The organism is Cryobacterium sp. N19 (assembly GCF_002929595.1).
Lineage (GTDB): Bacteria > Actinomycetota > Actinomycetes > Actinomycetales > Microbacteriaceae > Cryobacterium > Cryobacterium flavum.
In genome coordinates this window covers 132,122-149,668 of record NZ_PJJR01000049.1, presented here as the reverse complement: position 1 = coordinate 149,668, position 17,547 = coordinate 132,122, and the positions used below count along the sequence as shown (strand labels likewise).

Below are 17,547 nucleotides of genomic sequence, written 5' to 3'. Positions count from 1 at the left end.
GCCATGCCCGACGTCATCATGCCCCGCCTCTCCGACACCATGGAGGAGGGCGAACTCAGCCGCTGGATGAAGCAGGTCGGCGACGAGATCCACAAGGGCGACGTACTCGCCGAGATCGAAACCGACAAGGCCACCATGGACCTCGAAGCCTTCGATAACGGCATTCTCGAGCAGCTGCTCGTCGTCGCCGGCGCCCTCGTGCCCATCGGGGCACCCGTCGCCCGTATCGGTGACGGCAGCAACATCGTCGAGGGCGCAACGACGCCCGCCGCGCCGGTAGCGGATGCCGCGGCTCCGGCCGCGCCCGCCGCCGCCGTTACCGCTGCGGCAACGCCCGCCGTCGTGGCACCCGCGTCGGCAACGCCCGCCCCTGCAGCGCCCGCTGCCCCGGTGTCAACCGGCGAGCTGCGCACGTCGCCGCTGGCCCGCAAGATCGGCCGCGAGCACGGCATCGACCTGCACACTATCGCGGGCACCGGGCCGCAGGGCCGCATCACCCGCACCGACGTCGACACGGCCATCGTCGCGCAGGAGGCCGCAGCATCCGCTTCGACGGCACCGGTCGGTCCCGTCGCAGCACCAGCCGCAGCACCAGCCCCAGCAGCCGTGTCGGCCGACTCGGTCTCCGTACCGGTCAGCCGCATTCGCGCCGTCACGGCCCGCCGGCTCACCGAGAGCCAGGCCGTGCCGCACTTCTTCCTCACCAGCGTCGTCGATGTGGCACGCCTGGTCGCGTTCCGCGCCGAGGTGAACGAATCACTCGCCGCGCTCGGCACCAAGGTCAGCCTGAACGACCTGTTCGTGCGGGCCAGCGCGGTCGCGCTCCGCGCACACCCCGAGGTGAACGCATCCTGGGGCGACGGCGTCATCCTGCGCCACAACCACGTCAACGTCGGCGTGGCGGTCGCGACCGATGACGGCCTGCTGGTGCCGGTCGTCGCCGACGCCGACCAGAAGTCCCTCGCCGCCATCGCCACCGAGACGCGCGCCCTGGCCGGCCTCGCCCGCACCGGCGGTCTGTCGCTGGCTCAAATGTCGGGCGGCACCTTCACGATCAGCAACCTCGGCATGTTCGGGATCGATTCGTTCACCGCCGTGCTCAACCCGCCGGAGGCGGGAATTCTGGCCATCGGTGCTGCCAGCGACGTTCCCGCCGTTCGTGATGGCGTGCTCGTGTCGGTGCCCACGGTGAAGATCACCCTGACCGTAGACCACCGGGTACTCGACGGAGCCGTCGCCGCCGCGTTCCTGCGCGACCTGACCCAGCTGCTTGAGGAACCGCTGCGCATCGTTCTCTAACGCGGGCCGCCCCGGCTCCCGCGCGGCTCGGGCGCCGGCGGCACCTCTTTGGCCGCCACGACGTCGGCCATGGCGAGCGTGACCAGCCCGCGCTTGGTCTCCACCGAAACGGATGCCGCGCCGCGGCCGCGCAGAAAGCCCAGCGCGTCGGTGTAACCACCAGGGATGCGGGTGCGCACGACGACCCTGGTGCCGAGCGGGGAATCCGCTAGAAAGGCGACGGGGGAGGTCATCGCATGAGGCTGTACTCTTCGACCCTCGCCGATTCGCCGGCGATGAGAATGATGTCGCCGTCTTCGATCACGGTGTCGAGCGAGGTGTAGCTCCAGCCCGCGCCGGGCCGGTGAAACGCCGTGACGGTGATGCCGTAGCGCGCACGCACCTTGGCCTGGCCGAGGGGCACGCCGATCAGCGCGCGCGGCGGCGCTGTCTTGACCAGCGCGAAGTTCTCGCCGATCTCGATGTAGTCCTGCATAGCGCCGCGCACCAGGTGGGCGACCCGCTGCCCCATGTCCTTCTCCGGGTAGATGACGTGGTTGACGCCGAGCTGGGTGAGGATCTCCCCGTGCGGGTCGCTGACCGCCTTGGCCCAGATGTTGGGAATGCCCAGCTTGAGCAGCAACGAGGCGGTGAGAATATTCGCCTGGATGTCGCCGCCGATCGCCACGACCACGCTGGAGAAGTCCGGCACCGAGAGCTCCCGCAGGGTCGCCTCCTTGGTCGAATCGGCGCGCACCACGTGGGTGAGCAGGCGGTTGTGCAGCTGCACGACCTCTTCGTCGCCGTCGATGCCGAGCACCTCGGTGCCGCTCTTCATGAGCTCGAGGGCCAGGGCGCTGCCGAACCGGCCCAGCCCGATGACGACGACCGACTCAGCCTCGGCCAGGCGGGAAGGGTCGCGATGCCCGAACATCGAATATTTAGCCAATGATCGGCCTTTCTTTGGGGTACTCATAGGTAGAACGCCGCTCGCGCAGAGCAATGGCCGAGGCGAAGGTGATGGGTCCGAGCCGACCGATGAACATGAGCAGAATCAAAATGATCTGCCCCTCCCACGGCAACCCCGCAGTAATGCCGGTGGACAGTCCCACGGTTGCGAAGGCGCTGATGGTCTCGAACAGCAGCGCATCCATGGAAATATCCGTCATGAGCATGAGTGCCGCGGTGGCCGCGATGATGACGCCGACGGCGAGCAGGACGATCGTGATGGCCTCCCGGTGCACCGCCCGCGAGAGCCGCTTGCCGAACACGTTCACGGCCACCTGGCCGCGCACCTCGGTCCACAGAATGAAGAACAGCACGGCGAAGGTCGTGATCTTGATCCCGCCAGCGGTTCCGGCCGGGCCCCCACCGACCAACATCAGAATGTCCATGCCGAGCAGGCTCGCGGAGTCCAGCTGACCAATGTCGACGCTGTTGAATCCCGCAGTACGAGTCTGCACCGCCTGAAAGAAGCCGGCCAGCAACTTGCCCGACCAGTCCAGCGGACCGAGCGTATTCGGATTCGACCATTCAACCGCGGTTATATATACCGTTCCGAGAACGAGCAGTGCGATCGTGCCGGCGAGGACGATGCGGGTGTTCATGGTCCAGGTGCGAATGGACCAGCTGAACGGACGCGTGCGCAACTGCCGCGTCAACTGCACGATCACCGGAAAGCCAAGGCCACCGAGAATGACGGCGGCGCAGATCGGCAGGCAGATCCAGGCATCCGTTGCGTAGCCCATGAGATTGTCGCTGAACAGGGCGAAGCCGGCGTTATTGAAGCTCGACACCGAGTGGAACACGCCCAGCCAGATGGCCCGACCCACGGGCTCGTCATAGCCAAGCATGAACCGCAGCGCGAGCACTACGGCCACGGTGAGTTCAATCGCGAGTGAGATGCGTACGACGCCGAAGACGAGCCCCTTCACGTCTTCGAGCCCGACGCTTTTGGTTTCGGCAGCCGCCGTGATGCGCGATCGGAGGGAGAGCTTGCGGGCGATCGCCAGACCCACCACCGAGGCGAACGACATGATCCCGAACCCGCCGATCTGAATCAGCAGCAGAATGACGATCTGACCGAACGGCGTCCAGTACACCGCGGTATCAACGACGGTCAGCCCGGTGACGCAGACCGCGCTCGTCGCGGTGAACAGCGCCTCGAGAAACGAGGCCCCGCCCGGTCCGACCTTGGCGTTGGGCAGCATCAGCAGCGCCGTACCACCGAGAATGGTCAGGGCGAAGCCCGAAACGACGACTTGCGCCGGATGCAGCCGGTGCCGCTTCGTTGTATTGCCGCGTTCGCGGACGGCCCGTGAGTGCACGCAGCCAACTCTACGCCGAGCGTGCCACATCGGGTCGTTGTCGATTCGTCGTCATAGAATTTACTCGTTTCAGACCGCTTCGTCTACCCCCTCGGGGTAGGAGAGGAATACCGCTCGAAGTGCGGGATACTGAACCTGAAGGGTGAGACGAAACACATGGTGCGCGAGGGGAACGAGCCGGACGGAATGCAGATTTTGCGACCCCGGCGAAAGCTGGTGGCGCGGTCGATCATCGCTGCGCTGTCATTCATCGTGCCCCTGCTGATCGTGCTGTATTGGCTCGCCATTCCCCGCGACACTTGGATGTTTGTCGCCGCCGTTCAGCTCGGCCTGACCGTTCTCGGAGCGGTCGCCGTGTTCGGAGCCCGCAACATGTGCGTCACCGTGACGGGTGCGCGCTTGGAGAGCCGAGACCTGTTGGGCCGACTGACCACGATTGGAACGGCTGATATTGCCACCGTCGTGCTCGTCGATCTGTACCAGAACGGGACGGTCGACACGCTCCCGCACCTGTACCTGCTGGACGCCGCCGGCGACGTGCTGCTCCGCCTCCGGGGTCAGTTCTGGCCCCGATCGGGCTTCGAGAACATGATCGATACGCTCGGGGTGACCGTCGTGCGCCCGCCCGACCCGCTCACCGCGGCCGAGCTTGGGCGACTCCGCCCGCAGCTGGTGCATCGCTGTACGCGGCACGCTGCTCGCCTGGGCCTCTAGAGCCTCCGCCGGTAAGTGCGGCTGGCCCCCGGTTTTAGTGCCCCCGGCCAGACACGACGTCGGCTACCCGCGCGAGCGGCGACGTCGTGCGTCGCCCGGCGAGCTCGGCTCGATCCGCCAGCGAATAGGCCCGGTAGAGTGCGGTGACGGCGAGCCAGCGCAACGGTTCCGGCTCCCACGCGCGCACCCGGTGGTTCACCCATGGCAGGTGCACGAGGTTGCTGTCGCGGCCGAGAATCAGATCCCCGTCAGTGTGCGCCCGGCCAGGTTCGTGGTGGCGACTCCGGTACCCACATAGCCGCCGGCCCAGGCCAGTCCGGTCTGCGGGTCGAGACCGACGGTGGCCGCCCAGTCTCGTGGTACGCCAAGCACGCCGGACCAGGCGTGGTCGATGCGAGCGCTTTTCGTCGCCGGAAAGAAGCTCACCAGAATGTCGCGGAGGGCGTCGACGGTGGCCTGCGGGGTCTGGCCGTCGGCATCCGTTTTCGAACCGAAGCGGTACGGCACGCCGCGCCCGCCGATGGCGATGCGGTCGTCGCTGGTGCGCTGTGCGTACATGTAGGCGTGGACCATGTCGCCCAGGGTTTCCTGGCCCGACCAGCCACTACTCGCCCACACGGATGCCGCGAGCGGCTCGGTCGCGATCAGCGACGAATTCATGGGGAGCCAGGTTCGGTGCAGTCCTCTGAGGCCGGCGGTGAACCCCTCGGTGGCACGCACGACGATGCGCAGCTGCGGTGCCGCTTTCTTGAGGTAGTACGCCGTCCACAGCCCGGTGTAGCCGGCACCGACTATGACGACATCGGCCCGGGTCGACCCGGCCAGGGGCGCGCGCGGCACTGGCCGACCGAGCTGGTTCCACCAGAATGAGACATCGCCGTTGCGCGCGGCGTGCCGCACGTCGGTCATGATCCCGCCCGACGCTGGCGCCGAGCGGGGAGCGGCACATCCGTCATGCTGGGGTCCCCTTCTGGCGTGCGCGCTCAAGTCTTCGCCGGGCGGCAAGTTCTCGTTCACCGTCGAGCTTGGCCGCAACCGGAGCCCACAGTACGACAGCGACCCCGGCGCCGAGCAGCAGGCCACCGATGGTGTCGGTGAGCCAGTGCGCGCCGAGGTAGGTGCGGCTGAGCAGCATCACGATCGTGTACGCGGCTCCGGCGAGCGCCACCCACAGGCGGGGAAAAATGATGGCGAGGCAGACGGCCATGGTCGCCGCATTCGAGACGTGTCCGGACGGAAACGAGCCGAAATCCGAGGTGACCAGCATATTTTCGGGTCGAGCTCGTCCGAACAATTGCTTCAGGAGTTGCACCCCGCCCGCACTCAGCACGGTCGCCACGAGGTAGTACCCGGCGGCCCAGGGCCGATTGATGAGCACAATCGCGAGGGTGATGGCCAGCGGAACGATGAGCACGCCGAACAGTCCGCCGCCGAGCGCGTTCATAAACAGCGACGGAATTTCCCAGATCGCCGAGCGGTGCTCGATGATCTCGTCCATCCACTCGGTGTCGACCTCGAGGGCGACGCCGTTCGCGCGCACGACCACGACGAGGCCGAGCAGGGCCGCCAGGGCCACGGCGGAGAGCCCGCTAATGACGGGCCAACGGCGGGAGATGCGGCGGGCCGCTCGGTCTGCGGCGCGCTCCGGGTTAGTCATCCCGCCATCGTAGGGCTGCCCGCTGTATTCGGCCACGCACCGGGCCGAGCCCGCGGCCATCCGCTCAGTATTCTGCGTGTGCTCGGGCCGCGCACATTGCGGACGGGGCCCAGTTTATAGACTGGGCCCGGGGCTACAAGGTGGGCCCGGGCGCCGAGCGGCCGCGGCCTAGCGGCCGAGCGCTGGCACGGTGCGCGGGCGCACGATCAGCCAGAGCGAGAGGAGCGAAACCACCGCGGTGACGCCCATAACGGATGCCATCGGTATCGCCGTTCCCACTCCGAGCACTCCCACAATCGGCGAGATCAGACCAGCCACCCCGAAGTTGGCCGCACCGAGCAGTGATGCCGCGGTGCCGGCCTCATGTCCGTGCGCGTTCAAAGCGATGACCTGCACGCTCGGCAGCGTGAAGCCGCAGGCCGCAATGAAGAACCAGAGCGGAACCAGGGTTCCCCACAGTCCCATGCCGGCCAGGTCGAGCAGCACAATGGCAGCGGCGGTGAGCAGCAGCACGACCGTGGAGACCGAGAGAATCCACTGGGGTCCAATATTGAACCGGTGCATCAGGCGCGAGCTCAGCTGCACGCCGGTGACCACACCGAGGGAGTTGACGGCGAACAGTAGACCGTATTCCTGCGGGCTGAACTGGTAGACATCCTGAAACAGAAACGGCGACGCCGACAGGTAGGAGAACAGCCCGGTGAACGTCATCGCCCCGATGATGGCGACACCCACGAAGGTGCGGTCGCTCAGCACGGCCTTGTAGCGCTGGGCCAGGGTGTTGTGGCCCTTGGCGTGGCGCTCGTTTTCGGACAGGGTCTCCACGATCCAGAAGGCGACGGCCAGAATCACGATGACACCGTAGGCGGCGAGCACCCAGAAGATGCCGCGCCAGTTCATCACGAGCAGCAGCTGCGACCCGATCACCGGCGCCAGCACGGGCGCGAGCCCGCTGACCAGGGCGAGGCGGGAGAGCATACGCACGAGCGGCTTGCCGCCGAACAGGTCGCGCACCATGGCCATCGCGACGACCGCGCCGGCCGCGGCGCCGAAGCCCTGCAGCACCCTAAATACAGCGAGCATGACGATCTCGTTCGACAGCGCAGCGCCGACACAGGCCAGAATATGCACACCGGTCGCGAGCATCAGCGGCAGCCGGCGCCCGACCTTGTCGCTCCACGGCCCCACCACCAGCTGCCCGAATCCGAAACCGATCATGGTGCCGGTCAGCGTCAGCTGAATGACCGACGGCAGCACCCCGAATTCGCTCTCCAAAGTCGGAAAGGCCGGCAGGTAGAGGTCGATCGTGAACGGGCCGAGGGCCGTGAGGGCGCCGAGAATGAGAATGTAGACGATTCGCTGACGCCTGGTCAGTTTGTCCCCGGGGTGCGCGGCTTTGGAAGCGAGTTGCGCGGCGCTAACCACGGGAATGCTGGCAGTAATCACGAAAGCGGATGTCCTTGGCTGGTTGAGAAAGTTGGTGCGGCAGTGTCGGCCGCTCTAAAGCCAAGCAGGGGTAGACCCGTAGTATTCCCTCGATCCTGCTGCGGGTCCACCAGCAGTGCCTCGAAAGCGAGTTCGGCCGCCCCGATCATGAGCAGGTTGGAGCCAAGCACAGCTGGCGCGATGCTGACCTCCGCGAATGCGGCGGGAAGAGTCAAGGCGGCGACGGCAACGTTCAAACGCTCCGGGTCAACCGCGTGGAGCGCGGCGAGAAAACCGCCGAGCACGATGAGCTGCGGGTTGAGCATGTTGACGGCGCTGGCCAGGGCGATGGCCAGGAAATCGAGCTGTCGATTCACCAGGTTGCGCACGATGAGCGAGTCGGAGGCGAGCAGCGCGCGTTCGAGGGTGTCGGCATCCGTTTCGCCGGCCTGCAGGCCGAGCGCGGCGAGCAACGCGTGACGGGTGACCTCGGCTTCGAGGGTGCCCGCGATGCCAGCCGAATCGGTGTCGATGCCGTCGCTCACCCGAGTGTGGCCGAACTCCCCCGCATACCCGGCCTGGCCACCAGCGGCGACGCCCCCGATCACGAGGCCGCCTCCGATGCCGCTCGACCCGCCGTTGAGATAGACGAGGTCGGTCAGGCCTTGACCGGAACCGAAATAGCGTTCGGCCGTGACACCAAGGCTCGCGTCGTTGGCCGCGACGACCGGAATGCCCGTCGCAGCGGCAAGCAGGTCGCACAACGGCTCGTCGACCCAACCGAGATGCGGAGCGTGACGCACCAGACCGTCACTCGCACGCACGAGACCGGGCACCGCCACTCCTATTCCGATTATGGAATATTCGCCGAGGTCGCGCTTCAGCTTCGCCACAATGCCCGCGGTGATCGTGACGGCCTCAGCGATTGACGGCGACGACGGCGTGGCATAGCGGATGAGCCGGTGGACGACGCCGCTGAGGGCGACGGCTCCCACGGTGATCGCGTCGATTTCAGGATTCACCGCAATGGCCACGATTCGGTCGCTTGCCGCCACGATCGGGCTCGGTCGCCCGGCGAGCTTCGTGGGGTCGGGAGTGCGTTCCTCGACCAGGCCGCGCTCGACCAGCTCCGCGACCAGCGCGCCGATCGTCGACCGGTTCAAGCCGGTCAGTCGGGTGAGCTGGGCGCGCGACGCTGCGCCGCCGCGATGCACGAGGCGCAGGATGATCGACAGGTTGTGCCTGCGCACATCGTCATGGTTATTGCCCTGCATGGCGTCCACTGCTCTCGGCTTCCGGCTCGCTTTTTTCGGTCAGAAGTCAGGTTACTGCGCCGGATGAGCTCGACGGGTGATACGTTGCCAATGTCAACAAATCATCAAGGGTGCTGACAGACTTGCGGCGCCAGACAGGGACGTCATGGAGTTTCGATACCTCGGCAACAGCGGATTGAAAGTTTCAGAAATAACCTACGGCAACTGGCTCACCCACGGGTCTCAGATTGAGAACGACACCGCGACGGCCTGCGTGCGCGCGGCCCTCGACGCCGGAATCAGCTCGTTCGACACCGCAGACGTCTACGCCAACACCGTCGCCGAACAGGTATTGGGCGACGCCCTACGCGGCGAACGCCGACAGTCCCTCGAAATCTTCACCAAGGTCTTCGGCCCGACCGGCCCCAAGGGACACAACGACACCGGCCTCTCCCGCAAGCACATCCTCGAGTCGATCGACGGCTCGCTCAGCCGACTGCAAACGGATTACGTCGACCTCTATCAGGCCCACCGGTACGACGTGGAGACCCCGCTCGAGGAGACGATGCAGGCCTTCGCCGACGTCGTGCGCCAGGGCAAGGCCCTCTATATCGGGGTAAGCGAGTGGAACGCGACGCAGCTACGCGCCGGCCACGCCCTCGCCACCGACCTCGGCATTCAGCTCATCTCCAACCAGCCGCAGTACTCGATGCTGTGGCGCGTGATTGAATCCGAAGTGGTTCCGGCCGCCGAGGAGCTCGGCGTCTCTCAGATCGTCTGGTCCCCCGTGGCTCAGGGCGTGCTCACCGGCAAGTACCTGCCTGGTCAGGCACCACTGAACGGCAGCCGAGCAACGGATGCTCAGGGCGGCGCCAACATGATCAAGCGTTGGATGAGCGAGCCGGTGCTCACCGGTGTGCAGAAATTGCGCCCGATCGCTGACGAGCTCGGCCTCACCATGGCGCAGCTCGCGCTCGCCTGGGTGCTGGCCCATAAGAACGTCGCATCCGCAATCATGGGGGCGTCCCGGCCCGAGCAGGTCGCCGACAACGCGAAGGCCGCCGGTGTGCACCTCGACGCGGACGTGCTCACGAGAATCGACACCGCCGTGCGCGACCTGGCCGAGTTCGACCCGCGCAAGACCACCTCGCCGGAGCAGCGCGAGGCGTAAGCCAGCGGCATCCGCTTTTAGAATCAAGGAGTATTCATGAGAATCGCCGTCACCGGTGGCAGTGGCAAGCTCGGGCGCAGCGTTGTTGCGCGCCTGACGAACGAGGGCCACGTCGTCACCAACCTCGACCGCACGGGTTCTCGCGGTTCGGGATTTACTACGATCGACCTTACTGATTATGGCCAGGTCATCGACGTGATGTTCGGCATCGACGACCGCACGGACGGATTCGACGCCGTCGTGCATCTGGGGGCAATCCCGGCTCCTGGCCTTCTGCCCGATGTGGCCACCTTCCACAACAACATGCTCGCGACCTTTAACGTCTTCCAGGCCGCCCGCCGGGCCGGAATCAAGACGATCGTCTATGCCTCGAGTGAGACGACCCTCGGTCTGCCATTCGATATCGACCCGCCCTACATTCCCGTCGACGAGGAGTACCCGGCCCGGCCGGAGAGCACGTATTCACTCGTGAAACACCTCGAGGAGCAGATGGCTATCCAGCTCGTGCGCTGGGATCCGCTGTTGAGTATCACGGCGCTGCGCTTCTCCAACGTGATGGACGAGGACGACTACGCGGCCTTCCCCACATTCAACGACGACGCCACCCTGCGCAAGTGGAATCTGTGGGGCTACATCGACGGTCGCGACGGCGCCCAAGCCGTGCTGCGGGCGCTCGAACGAGCCCAGCCGGGTTTCGAGACGTTCATCATCGCGGCCGCCGACACGGTGATGAGCCGGTCGAGCGCGAGCCTGGCCGCCGAGGTCTTTCCGAGCGTCAGAGTCGTCAAGGCGGTCGGAGAACACGAGACCCTGTTATCGATCGACAAGGCGAAGCGGATGCTCGGCTTCGCCCCCGAGCACAGCTGGCGCGATCACGTGTAATGCGCCACTATCGGTAGTCAACGTGGGCGCTCGACAAACGCGTTCCGAAACTTGTCCGCCGGATCAAGCCGATCAACAAGGGCTCGAAAATCGCCGAGCCGGGGGAAGCTGGTCGCAAGCGTCTTGGCATCCGTCTGAAAGAGTTTGCCCCAATGCGGCCGCACCGCGAAGGGGGCCAGCGCCGCTTCGAGGGCCGGCAGCAGCAGCGCGATCCGGGCGCATCGTTTCGATCGCTGCGACGGCATGCTCGCGCGGCACGTGGTGTTCGCTTTGCAACTTTTCGCCGTTGCTCGGAGTGAAGGCCATCCGAAAGTGCGCCAGTCGCTCGGACCAGGGTCCGGCCACGCCGAGTTGCTCGGTGCGAGGCCCCAGCCACGAGCTCTTGTACTTCATCGATCGATGTCGGATGCACGATCGGAGCCCCGTAGCGGTAGTTCCGAGCCCAATTGCGTTCATTCTCCTGCTTCATGCCGGCCGCTTCACGAGATTTGATGTTCGGGACAACTTACCGGACCAGTAGGTTCACCTGGGCTTGGTGGCACTCGAATTCTGGAGCTACCCGGATGCGGCGGATTCGCTAGTCCGGCTATTGACGACTGCACCCACTCTCGGTATATGTTTGAGTAATCAACAAATCATCGATGCAGCTGAATTGGACGTCCTGACATGACACCGAGCGACCTGACCCCCACCCGTGACGACAAGTTCTCCTTCGGGCTCTGGACCGTCGGCTACAACGGCAGTGACCCGTTTGGTGGTCCTACTCGCCCCAAGCTCGACGTCGTCGATGCCGTGACCAATCTGGCCGAGCTCGGCGCCTACGGCCTCACCTTTCACGACGACGATCTGTTCGACTTCGGTTCAACGGATGCCGCCCGCCAGCAGCAGATCGACCGCCTCAAGCAGGCGCTCTCCGACACCGGGCTCATCGTGCCGATGGTCACCACAAACCTATTCAGCGCCCCGGTTTTCAAGGACGGCGGATTCACCTCGAACGACCGAGCCGTACGCCGGTTCGCGCTCCGCAAGGTGCTGCGCAACATCGACCTCGCTGCCGAGCTGGGCGCGAAGACGTTCGTCATGTGGGGCGGCCGCGAGGGCGCCGAGTATGACGCGGCCAAGGACATCCGTTCGGCGCTCGAGCGTTACCGCGAGGCCGTGAACCTACTCGGGGACTATGTCACCGACAAGGGCTACGACATCCGCTTTGCCATTGAGCCCAAGCCCAACGAACCCCGTGGCGATATTCTGCTGCCGACCGTCGGCCACGCAATGGCGTTCATCGAAACGCTCGAGCGGCCCGACATGGTCGGCGTGAACCCCGAGGTCGGGCACGAGCAGATGGCCGGGCTCAACTTCGCCGCCGGCATCGCGCAGGCGCTGTACCAGGGCAAGCTGTTCCACATCGACCTCAACGGTCAGCGCGGCATCAAGTATGACCAGGACCTGGTCTTCGGCCACGGCGACCTGCAGAACGCCTTCGCTCTGGTAGACCTCCTCGAAAACGGCGGCCCGAACGGAGGCCAGACCTACACCGGGCCGCGCCATTTCGACTACAAGCCGAGCCGCACCGAAGACGTCGCCGGAGTGTGGACCAGCGCTGCGGCCAACATGCGCACCTACCTGCTGCTCAAGCAGCGGGCTGCGGCATTCCGCGCCGACCCCGAGGTGCAAACGGCCCTCGCCGCGTCGAAGGTACCTGACCTGTCGAACAACACCCTCGCCCCGGGCGAAAGCTACGACGATCTGCTGGCGGACCGCGCCTCCTACGAGGACTTCGACGCCGACGCCTACTTCGGCGGCAAGGGCTTCGGCTTCGTGCACCTGCAGCAGCTGGCCCTCGAGCACCTGCTCGGCGCTCGCTAGCTCCACCATTCCGCACCTACGTGGCAAATTCCAAAGAACCGAATGCGACCGCCCCGCTCACCATCGCAAAATCGGGGCCCGGGTCTTTTCTGAACTAGCCACCGTGTACCGGGGCATAACTGCCTTGGGAAGACAGCTTTCGCATGCTCAACACGATCGGCTACGACGGCCCACTCTCGGTGGAATGGGAGGATGCCGGAATGGACCGCCTGGTCGGCGCTCCCGAAGCGCTCGCCTTCGTGCGATCGCTCGCCTTTGACGCACCGACCGATGCCTTCGATGCGGCGTTCAGTACGCGCCGATGACCGCTCGCGTGCGCCGGGCATCCGTTTGTTACTGCCCCCCATTCGGGCCGTCAGGGCCGGCTCCCAGCCGCCTTTCAGCCAGCATGAACCTGGCCGTTAGACGGGAGCGCTAACGTCGTAGGCACGGCTGCTTCGGCAGCACAGCGACGAACGAATGGTGAACACCCGCATGAGCACTTCCGGCCAGGCCCGTCCGCCCAAGAAAGACCGCCGCGAGGAGGCCCGCGAACACGCCAGGCTGATGCGCGCCGAGCAGGTCAAGCGGGACAAGCGCCGTCGCCTCTTTCTGCGCGGCGGCATCGGCATCGGCTTGCTCGCCGTGGTCGCCATCGTGACCCTTGTCATCGTGAACAACGTCACCGCGCCGGCGGCGCAGGGCCCGGCCAACATGGCCAGCGACGGAATTCTGCTCGGCAGCGACGGAACCACGGTCTCCGCGGCCACCTCGACCCCCCTCGCCGCCGACGCCGAACCGGTTGCGACCGACCAGAGCGCCCTGACCGACACGGCGAACATCGTGATGTACGTCGACTACCTCTGCCCCATCTGCGGCAACTTCGAGACCACCAACAGTGAGCAGATCACCAGTTGGGTCACCGCGGGCAACGCCACGGTCGAGATCCACCCGATCTCGATTCTTGACCGTCTGTCGTCGGGCACCAAGTACGCCACGCGTGCCGCCAATGCCGCCGCCTGTGTGGCCGACTACGACCCCAACAACTTTCTGGCCTTCAACTCGGCCATGTTCGCCGACCAGCCCGCCGAGAACTCCACCGGCCTCACGGATGCCGAACTGACCACCCTCGTTGAAGGCGCCGGGGTGACCTCCACCGACGTCGCCAGCTGCATCAAGGATCAGACCTACGCCGACTGGGTCGACGCCTCAACCCAGCGCGCGCTCAACGGCCCCATCCCCAACTCGGACATCGAGAAGGTCAAGGGAACGCCCACCGTGCTCGTGAACGGTGTCAGCTACACCGGTTCCTTCACCGATGCCGCCGCCTTCGAGGCCTTCGTGACCGCGCAGACGACCGCCGCGGCAGGCGAGTAGCCCGCCCGCTTCCACTCTGCACGGGGCCCGGGCCCCGTCCACGGGCCCAGTTTATAAACTTGGCCCGTGGACGGAACATGGGCCCGATGCCGCGGCTGGGCTTTAGCCCTTAGCCGAGAGCGAGCCCGGCCCAGAGCCCGAGCGCGGCCGCCAGAACAGATGCCGCGAGCATACCGACTCCATTCACCAGTGCGGCCAGATACCGGTGCGCCTGGGCCAGCCGCACGGTCTCGAAACTGGCCGTGCTGAATGTCGTGTAGCCGCCGAGCAGGCCGACGCCGAGCACCAGGCTCCACTCCGGCATGAGCAGGAGGTTCATGGCGAGGCCGGTGACGAGGCCGAGCAGCAGCGAGCCGCTCACGTTGATGATCGTGGTTCCATACGGAAACGCGCCGCCCAGACGGGTGCGCACGAAGCCGTCCAGAAACAGGCGTGCGGACGCGCCCACGCCGCCGGCCGCAGCGATGCCTAAGAACAGGAGCGGGGTCATCCGTTTTCCCCCCGAGAGGATTCGCCGCGCCGGTGCAGTGCCGCGCCCAGCACGATTCCGAGCCAGGTCGCGAGGCCGCCGAGCAGAACCGTGCCGAGCGCATAGGCGATCGCCAGTCCGATGGCGCCGCCGTGAAGGAGCAGAGCGCTGTCGGTGGCGAGGGCGCTGTAGGTCGTGAATCCGCCGAGCAAGCCGGTACCGAGCAGCAGGCGCGCGGTGCGGCGGCCGCCGGCATCGTGGCCGAGGCGCACGAGCGCTTCGAGCAGCAGCCCGAGCAGCAGGGCTCCGAACAGGTTGATGCCGAGGGTGGTCAGCGGCAGGTGGACGCCGGCCAGATCGATGGGCGGCAGCACCAGACCGAGCACCTCGCGCAGGGCGGTGCCCACGGTTCCGCCGAGAAAGACGAGGCCGAGGTAGCGCCAGTTCAGGTGCACGGCTCGTGGCGTGATCGTGGCGATGGTTCACCTACCTGTTGCACTCAGTAGGAACCATCAGCGCAGGCAGTTTGAGCGGATGCTCGGGCGGGATCCATCGCCGTGGCCAGAATACACGCCCTAATCGGTGGACTCCCACGGCAGTTCGTCGCGAAAGGCCACCGGTGCCAGGGGAATGACCACGACGGGTCGGTGCTGCCGGTGCGCGAGGTGCACGGCCACGGAGCCGCCGAAGAATTCCTGCACGCTGGCTCGCACGCCCCGCTCGCGGGTGCCGACCACGATCATTGCGGCGTCCAGCGTGTCAGCGAGGTGGGCCAGGGCGCGGGCCGGGTCGCCCGCGACAGCCCTGGTCGACCAGGTCAGGCTACGGCCGTCGAGCAGCGTCGTCAGGTGGGCTCGCAGGGCAACCGGAAAGCCCTCGTCGTCCAGATCGAGCAGGTCGGGGTCGATCGGCAGCGACAGGATGCTGCCGTCGGCGAACTCATCGACCACATAGCGGCCGGGCTCGACCGTGGCGCAGACCAGCTCGGCGTGAAACCGGTCCGCGAAGGCGGCGGCCTCGAGCACGACCGCGTCGGGCTGGCCGGGTGTGACTCCAACAATCACGTAGGTGCTCACGACCGGCTCCTTTCAAAGGCTTCCGGTACCAGCTTGGCGGCTTTGCCGCCATAGGGATAGTGGCGCCGGGCGTCAGACGGCCGCGAGCACTCCGGCGACGGAGTTCAGCGAGCCGGGTACCAGGCTGTAGTACGACCAGGTGCCGCGTTTGGCGCGGGCCAGGAAGCCAGCCTCAACGAGTACCTTGAGGTGGTGTGAGATGGTGGGCTGGCTCAGGGTCAGCTGGTCGGTCAGGTCGCAGACGCAGGCTTCCTGGTCGGTGTGGGCCGAGACGATCGAGATAATGCGCAGCCGGGCCGGGTCGGCGAGGGCTTTGAGCGAGCGGGCCAGGGCGTCGGCATGGTCGGGGGCGAGGGTCGCGCGCGCCTGGGGTGAGGAGCAGGCATCCGCTTCGTCGGTTGAACGGCGAGAAATGTCGGTCAGTGGCAGGGTCTGGGTAAACGACACGTGAACACACTCTCCTTAGATTGACATCGGTCGATGAAGTGTTCTAGCGTAGACATCGACAACGATCAATGTTACCGCGAATCGCTGTCCAAGAATTGGAGATTCGTGAGCAGCACCGCCCCAGCCCCCACCCGACTCGGCGCGATCGACCGGCTGCTGCCGGTCTGGATCCTCGCCGCCATGGCCCTCGGCCTGCTGCTGGCCCTGTACGTTCCCGCCGTCGGCGAGCTGCTGCACGCCTTCACGATCGGGTCGATCAGCGTGCCGATCGCCATCGGGCTGCTCATCATGATGTACCCGGTGCTGGCCAAGGTTCGCTACACGGATGCCCGTGCCGTCGCCTCCGACAAGCGCCTGCTGGTCTCCTCCCTGCTGCTGAACTGGCTGGTCGGGCCGGCGCTCATGTTCGCCCTGGCCTGGATCTTTCTGCCCGACCTGCCGGAATACCGCACCGGCCTGATCATCGTCGGGCTCGCCCGCTGCATCGCCATGGTGCTGATCTGGAACGACCTGGCCTGCGGCGACCGCGAAGCCGCCGCCTTTCTCGTGGCCGTGAACTCGGTGTTCCAGGTCGTCGCGTTCGGCGCGCTCGGCTGGTTCTACCTGCAAGTGCTTCCGGCCTGGCTCGGCCTGCCCACGACGAGCGCCGAGTTCTCGATCTGGGCGATCACCGCGAGCGTGCTGATATTCCTGGGAATTCCGCTGCTGGCCGGGTATTTGTCGCGCCGCATCGGCGAGGCCCGCCGCGGCCGCGACTGGTACGAGGCGCGTTTTCTACCCCGGGTCGGCCCGTTCGCGCTCTGGGGGCTGCTGTTCACGATCGTGATGCTGTTCGCCCTGCAGGGGCAGCAGGTCATCGACCACCCCGGCGACGTCGCCCGCATCGCACTGCCGATGCTGGTCTACTTCGCGGTCATGTTCCTGGTCGGCTTCGTCACCGGACGCCTGCTGCGCCTGAGCTACGAGCGCACCACGACGCTCGCCTTCACCGCCGCCGGCAACAACTTCGAGCTCGCCATCGCCGTCGCGATCGGCACCTTCGGCGCGCTCAGCGGCCAGGCCCTGGCCGGCATCGTCGGTCCACTGATCGAGGTTCCTGCATTGGTCGCCCTCGTCTACGTGGCGCTCTGGCTCAAGCCCCGACTTTTTCCCGAGCGGATGCCGGCGGCCCCGCCGCCGACGCCCGCCGCGGCATCCACTCTCGTCTAAAGAAGGAAGACCCCAATGAAACCCTCCGTACTGTTCGTCTGCGTGCACAACGCCGGCCGCTCGCAGATGGCCGCCGGCTATCTGACCGCGCTCGCGCAGGGACGCGTCGACGTGTTCTCGGCCGGCTCCGAGCCGAAGGACCAGATCAACCCGGTCGCGATCGCCGCGATGGCCGAAGAGGGCATCGATATCGCGCACAACGTGCCGAAGATTCTCACGACCGAGGCGGTCAAGCAGGCCGACGTCGTCATCACCATGGGCTGCGGCGACGCCTGTCCGATCTTTCCGGGCAAGCGGTATGAAGACTGGGAGCTGGCCGACCCGGCCGGCCAGGGCATCGAGAGCGTGCGCCCCATTCGCGATGAGATCAAGGCGCGCATCGAGGCGCTGCTGGCCGAGATTCTGCCGGTCGCCTGA

18 protein-coding genes, 3 pseudogenes and 1 riboswitch are annotated in these 17,547 nt (G+C 66.3%); of the genes and pseudogenes, 9 read left to right on the top strand and 12 right to left on the bottom strand.

What is annotated here, in order from left to right; all coding sequences use genetic code 11:
- The first annotated feature begins 3 nt into the window (after positions 1-3).
- Positions 4-1,299: a dihydrolipoamide acetyltransferase family protein gene (locus CXY78_RS08620; RefSeq protein ID WP_104088988.1), complete on the top strand. Its 1,296-nt coding sequence runs from the start codon at positions 4-6 to the stop codon at positions 1,297-1,299.
- Here the strand turns inward: CXY78_RS08620 and CXY78_RS08615 are convergent.
- From CXY78_RS08615 to CXY78_RS08605, 3 genes are read right to left on the bottom strand one after another with little or no spacing between them, the layout of a single operon-like run.
- Positions 1,296-1,532 (bottom strand): ferrous iron transport protein A, encoded by a 237-nt coding sequence (locus tag CXY78_RS08615; RefSeq protein WP_104088987.1) that lies wholly within the window; start codon positions 1,530-1,532, stop codon positions 1,296-1,298. The genes CXY78_RS08620 and CXY78_RS08615 overlap by 4 nt on opposite strands.
- Entirely contained in the window at positions 1,529-2,227 is a 699-nt protein-coding gene (locus CXY78_RS08610) for a TrkA family potassium uptake protein (protein WP_233197457.1), read from the bottom strand. The genes CXY78_RS08615 and CXY78_RS08610 overlap by 4 nt, the downstream gene beginning before the upstream one ends.
- The gene (locus CXY78_RS08605) at positions 2,220-3,605 is read right to left on the bottom strand and encodes a TrkH family potassium uptake protein (RefSeq protein ID WP_233197458.1); all 1,386 of its coding nucleotides are present in this window, start codon (positions 3,603-3,605) and stop codon (positions 2,220-2,222) included. Before CXY78_RS08605 ends, CXY78_RS08610 begins: the two co-directional genes overlap by 8 nt.
- A gap of 186 nt (positions 3,606-3,791) precedes the next feature.
- On the opposite strand from CXY78_RS08605, the gene CXY78_RS08600 reads away from it, so the two are divergent.
- Entirely contained in the window at positions 3,792-4,319 is a 528-nt protein-coding gene (locus CXY78_RS08600; protein WP_134505331.1) for a hypothetical protein, read from the top strand.
- Between the two features lie 34 nt (positions 4,320-4,353).
- Here CXY78_RS08600 and CXY78_RS08595 read toward each other — a convergent pair.
- The 4 genes and pseudogenes from CXY78_RS08595 to CXY78_RS08580 form a co-directional block, all read right to left on the bottom strand.
- A pseudogene (locus CXY78_RS08595) lies at positions 4,354-5,228 on the bottom strand (FAD-dependent oxidoreductase).
- A gap of 43 nt (positions 5,229-5,271) precedes the next feature.
- Positions 5,272-5,976, bottom strand: coding sequence for a phosphatase PAP2 family protein (locus tag CXY78_RS08590; RefSeq protein ID WP_092340516.1), 705 nt, complete (start codon positions 5,974-5,976; stop codon positions 5,272-5,274).
- A gap of 168 nt (positions 5,977-6,144) precedes the next feature.
- Positions 6,145-7,422: a multidrug effflux MFS transporter gene (locus CXY78_RS08585; RefSeq protein WP_233206133.1), complete on the bottom strand. Its 1,278-nt coding sequence runs from the start codon at positions 7,420-7,422 to the stop codon at positions 6,145-6,147.
- Positions 7,419-8,675 carry an ROK family transcriptional regulator gene (locus tag CXY78_RS08580; RefSeq protein ID WP_092340356.1) on the bottom strand — a complete coding sequence of 419 codons (1,257 nt, stop codon included), beginning with the start codon at positions 8,673-8,675 and terminating at the stop codon, positions 7,419-7,421. Before CXY78_RS08580 ends, CXY78_RS08585 begins: the two co-directional genes overlap by 4 nt.
- A gap of 145 nt (positions 8,676-8,820) precedes the next feature.
- Here CXY78_RS08580 and CXY78_RS08575 point away from each other — a divergent pair, with 145 nt between their 5' ends.
- A complete protein-coding gene (locus CXY78_RS08575; RefSeq protein WP_092340357.1) occupies positions 8,821-9,825 on the top strand; it encodes an aldo/keto reductase family protein in 1,005 nt (334 codons plus the stop codon).
- A 36-nt stretch (positions 9,826-9,861) separates the two neighbouring features.
- Complete coding sequence (locus tag CXY78_RS08570) at positions 9,862-10,707, top strand: NAD(P)-dependent oxidoreductase (protein ID WP_092340358.1); 846 nt, start codon at positions 9,862-9,864, stop codon at positions 10,705-10,707.
- Between the two features lie 17 nt (positions 10,708-10,724).
- Here the strand turns inward: CXY78_RS08570 and CXY78_RS08565 are convergent.
- Positions 10,725-11,067 (bottom strand): annotated as a pseudogene (locus CXY78_RS08565) (D-arabinono-1,4-lactone oxidase); the annotation flags it as partial.
- Between the two features lie 306 nt (positions 11,068-11,373).
- Between CXY78_RS08565 and xylA the strand changes: the two are divergent.
- From xylA to CXY78_RS08550, 3 genes and pseudogenes are all read left to right on the top strand, one after another.
- Positions 11,374-12,573: a xylose isomerase gene (gene xylA / locus CXY78_RS08560; protein WP_092340359.1), complete on the top strand. Its 1,200-nt coding sequence runs from the start codon at positions 11,374-11,376 to the stop codon at positions 12,571-12,573.
- 119 nt (positions 12,574-12,692) lie between these two features.
- A pseudogene (locus tag CXY78_RS08555) lies at positions 12,693-12,878 on the top strand (sugar phosphate isomerase/epimerase); the annotation flags it as partial.
- Between the two features lie 169 nt (positions 12,879-13,047).
- Entirely contained in the window at positions 13,048-13,929 is an 882-nt protein-coding gene (locus tag CXY78_RS08550; RefSeq protein ID WP_233197460.1) for a thioredoxin domain-containing protein, read from the top strand.
- Positions 13,930-14,038: 109 nt separating this feature from the next.
- Here the strand turns inward: CXY78_RS08550 and crcB are convergent, their stop codons facing one another.
- From crcB to CXY78_RS08530, 4 genes are all read right to left on the bottom strand, one after another.
- Positions 14,039-14,419 carry a fluoride efflux transporter CrcB gene (gene crcB, locus CXY78_RS08545; protein ID WP_092340361.1) on the bottom strand — a complete coding sequence of 127 codons (381 nt, stop codon included), beginning with the start codon at positions 14,417-14,419 and terminating at the stop codon, positions 14,039-14,041.
- Positions 14,416-14,853, bottom strand: a complete 438-nt coding sequence (locus tag CXY78_RS08540; protein ID WP_092340362.1) for a CrcB family protein — start codon at positions 14,851-14,853, stop codon at positions 14,416-14,418. Before CXY78_RS08540 ends, crcB begins: the two co-directional genes overlap by 4 nt.
- A gap of 41 nt (positions 14,854-14,894) precedes the next feature.
- A riboswitch (Fluoride riboswitch) is annotated at positions 14,895-14,964 on the bottom strand.
- A gap of 9 nt (positions 14,965-14,973) precedes the next feature.
- Entirely contained in the window at positions 14,974-15,474 is a 501-nt protein-coding gene (locus tag CXY78_RS08535) for a universal stress protein (protein ID WP_092340363.1), read from the bottom strand.
- A 72-nt stretch (positions 15,475-15,546) separates the two neighbouring features.
- On the bottom strand, positions 15,547-15,921 hold the full coding sequence (locus CXY78_RS08530; RefSeq protein WP_233197461.1) for a helix-turn-helix transcriptional regulator: 375 nt from the start codon (positions 15,919-15,921) through the stop codon (positions 15,547-15,549).
- A 180-nt stretch (positions 15,922-16,101) separates the two neighbouring features.
- Between CXY78_RS08530 and arsB the strand changes: the two genes are divergently transcribed.
- Both arsB and CXY78_RS08520 read left to right on the top strand, forming a co-directional pair.
- Entirely contained in the window at positions 16,102-17,130 is a 1,029-nt protein-coding gene (gene arsB / locus CXY78_RS08525; protein ID WP_233206143.1) for an ACR3 family arsenite efflux transporter, read from the top strand.
- Positions 17,131-17,145: 15 nt separating this feature from the next.
- Entirely contained in the window at positions 17,146-17,547 is a 402-nt protein-coding gene (locus CXY78_RS08520; protein WP_092340365.1) for an arsenate reductase ArsC, read from the top strand.

Excerpts from the sequence above, each read along its gene's own strand:
- CXY78_RS08620 (WP_104088988.1), top strand. The coding sequence starts at position 4 with ATGCCCGACGTCATCATGCCCCGCCTCTCCGACACCATGGAGGAGGGC.
- CXY78_RS08615 (WP_104088987.1), bottom strand. The coding sequence starts at position 1,532 with ATGACCTCCCCCGTCGCCTTTCTAGCGGATTCCCCGCTCGGCACCAGG.
- CXY78_RS08600 (WP_134505331.1), top strand. The coding sequence starts at position 3,792 with ATGCAGATTTTGCGACCCCGGCGAAAGCTGGTGGCGCGGTCGATCATC.
- CXY78_RS08590 (WP_092340516.1), bottom strand. The coding sequence starts at position 5,976 with ATGACTAACCCGGAGCGCGCCGCAGACCGAGCGGCCCGCCGCATCTCC.
- CXY78_RS08580 (WP_092340356.1), bottom strand. The coding sequence starts at position 8,675 with ATGCAGGGCAATAACCATGACGATGTGCGCAGGCACAACCTGTCGATC.
- CXY78_RS08575 (WP_092340357.1), top strand. The coding sequence starts at position 8,821 with ATGGAGTTTCGATACCTCGGCAACAGCGGATTGAAAGTTTCAGAAATA.
- CXY78_RS08570 (WP_092340358.1), top strand. The coding sequence starts at position 9,862 with ATGAGAATCGCCGTCACCGGTGGCAGTGGCAAGCTCGGGCGCAGCGTT.
- xylA (WP_092340359.1), top strand. The coding sequence starts at position 11,374 with ATGACACCGAGCGACCTGACCCCCACCCGTGACGACAAGTTCTCCTTC.
- CXY78_RS08550 (WP_233197460.1), top strand. The coding sequence starts at position 13,048 with ATGAGCACTTCCGGCCAGGCCCGTCCGCCCAAGAAAGACCGCCGCGAG.
- crcB (WP_092340361.1), bottom strand. The coding sequence starts at position 14,419 with ATGACCCCGCTCCTGTTCTTAGGCATCGCTGCGGCCGGCGGCGTGGGC.
- arsB (WP_233206143.1), top strand. The coding sequence starts at position 16,102 with ATGGCCCTCGGCCTGCTGCTGGCCCTGTACGTTCCCGCCGTCGGCGAG.
- CXY78_RS08520 (WP_092340365.1), top strand. The coding sequence starts at position 17,146 with ATGAAACCCTCCGTACTGTTCGTCTGCGTGCACAACGCCGGCCGCTCG.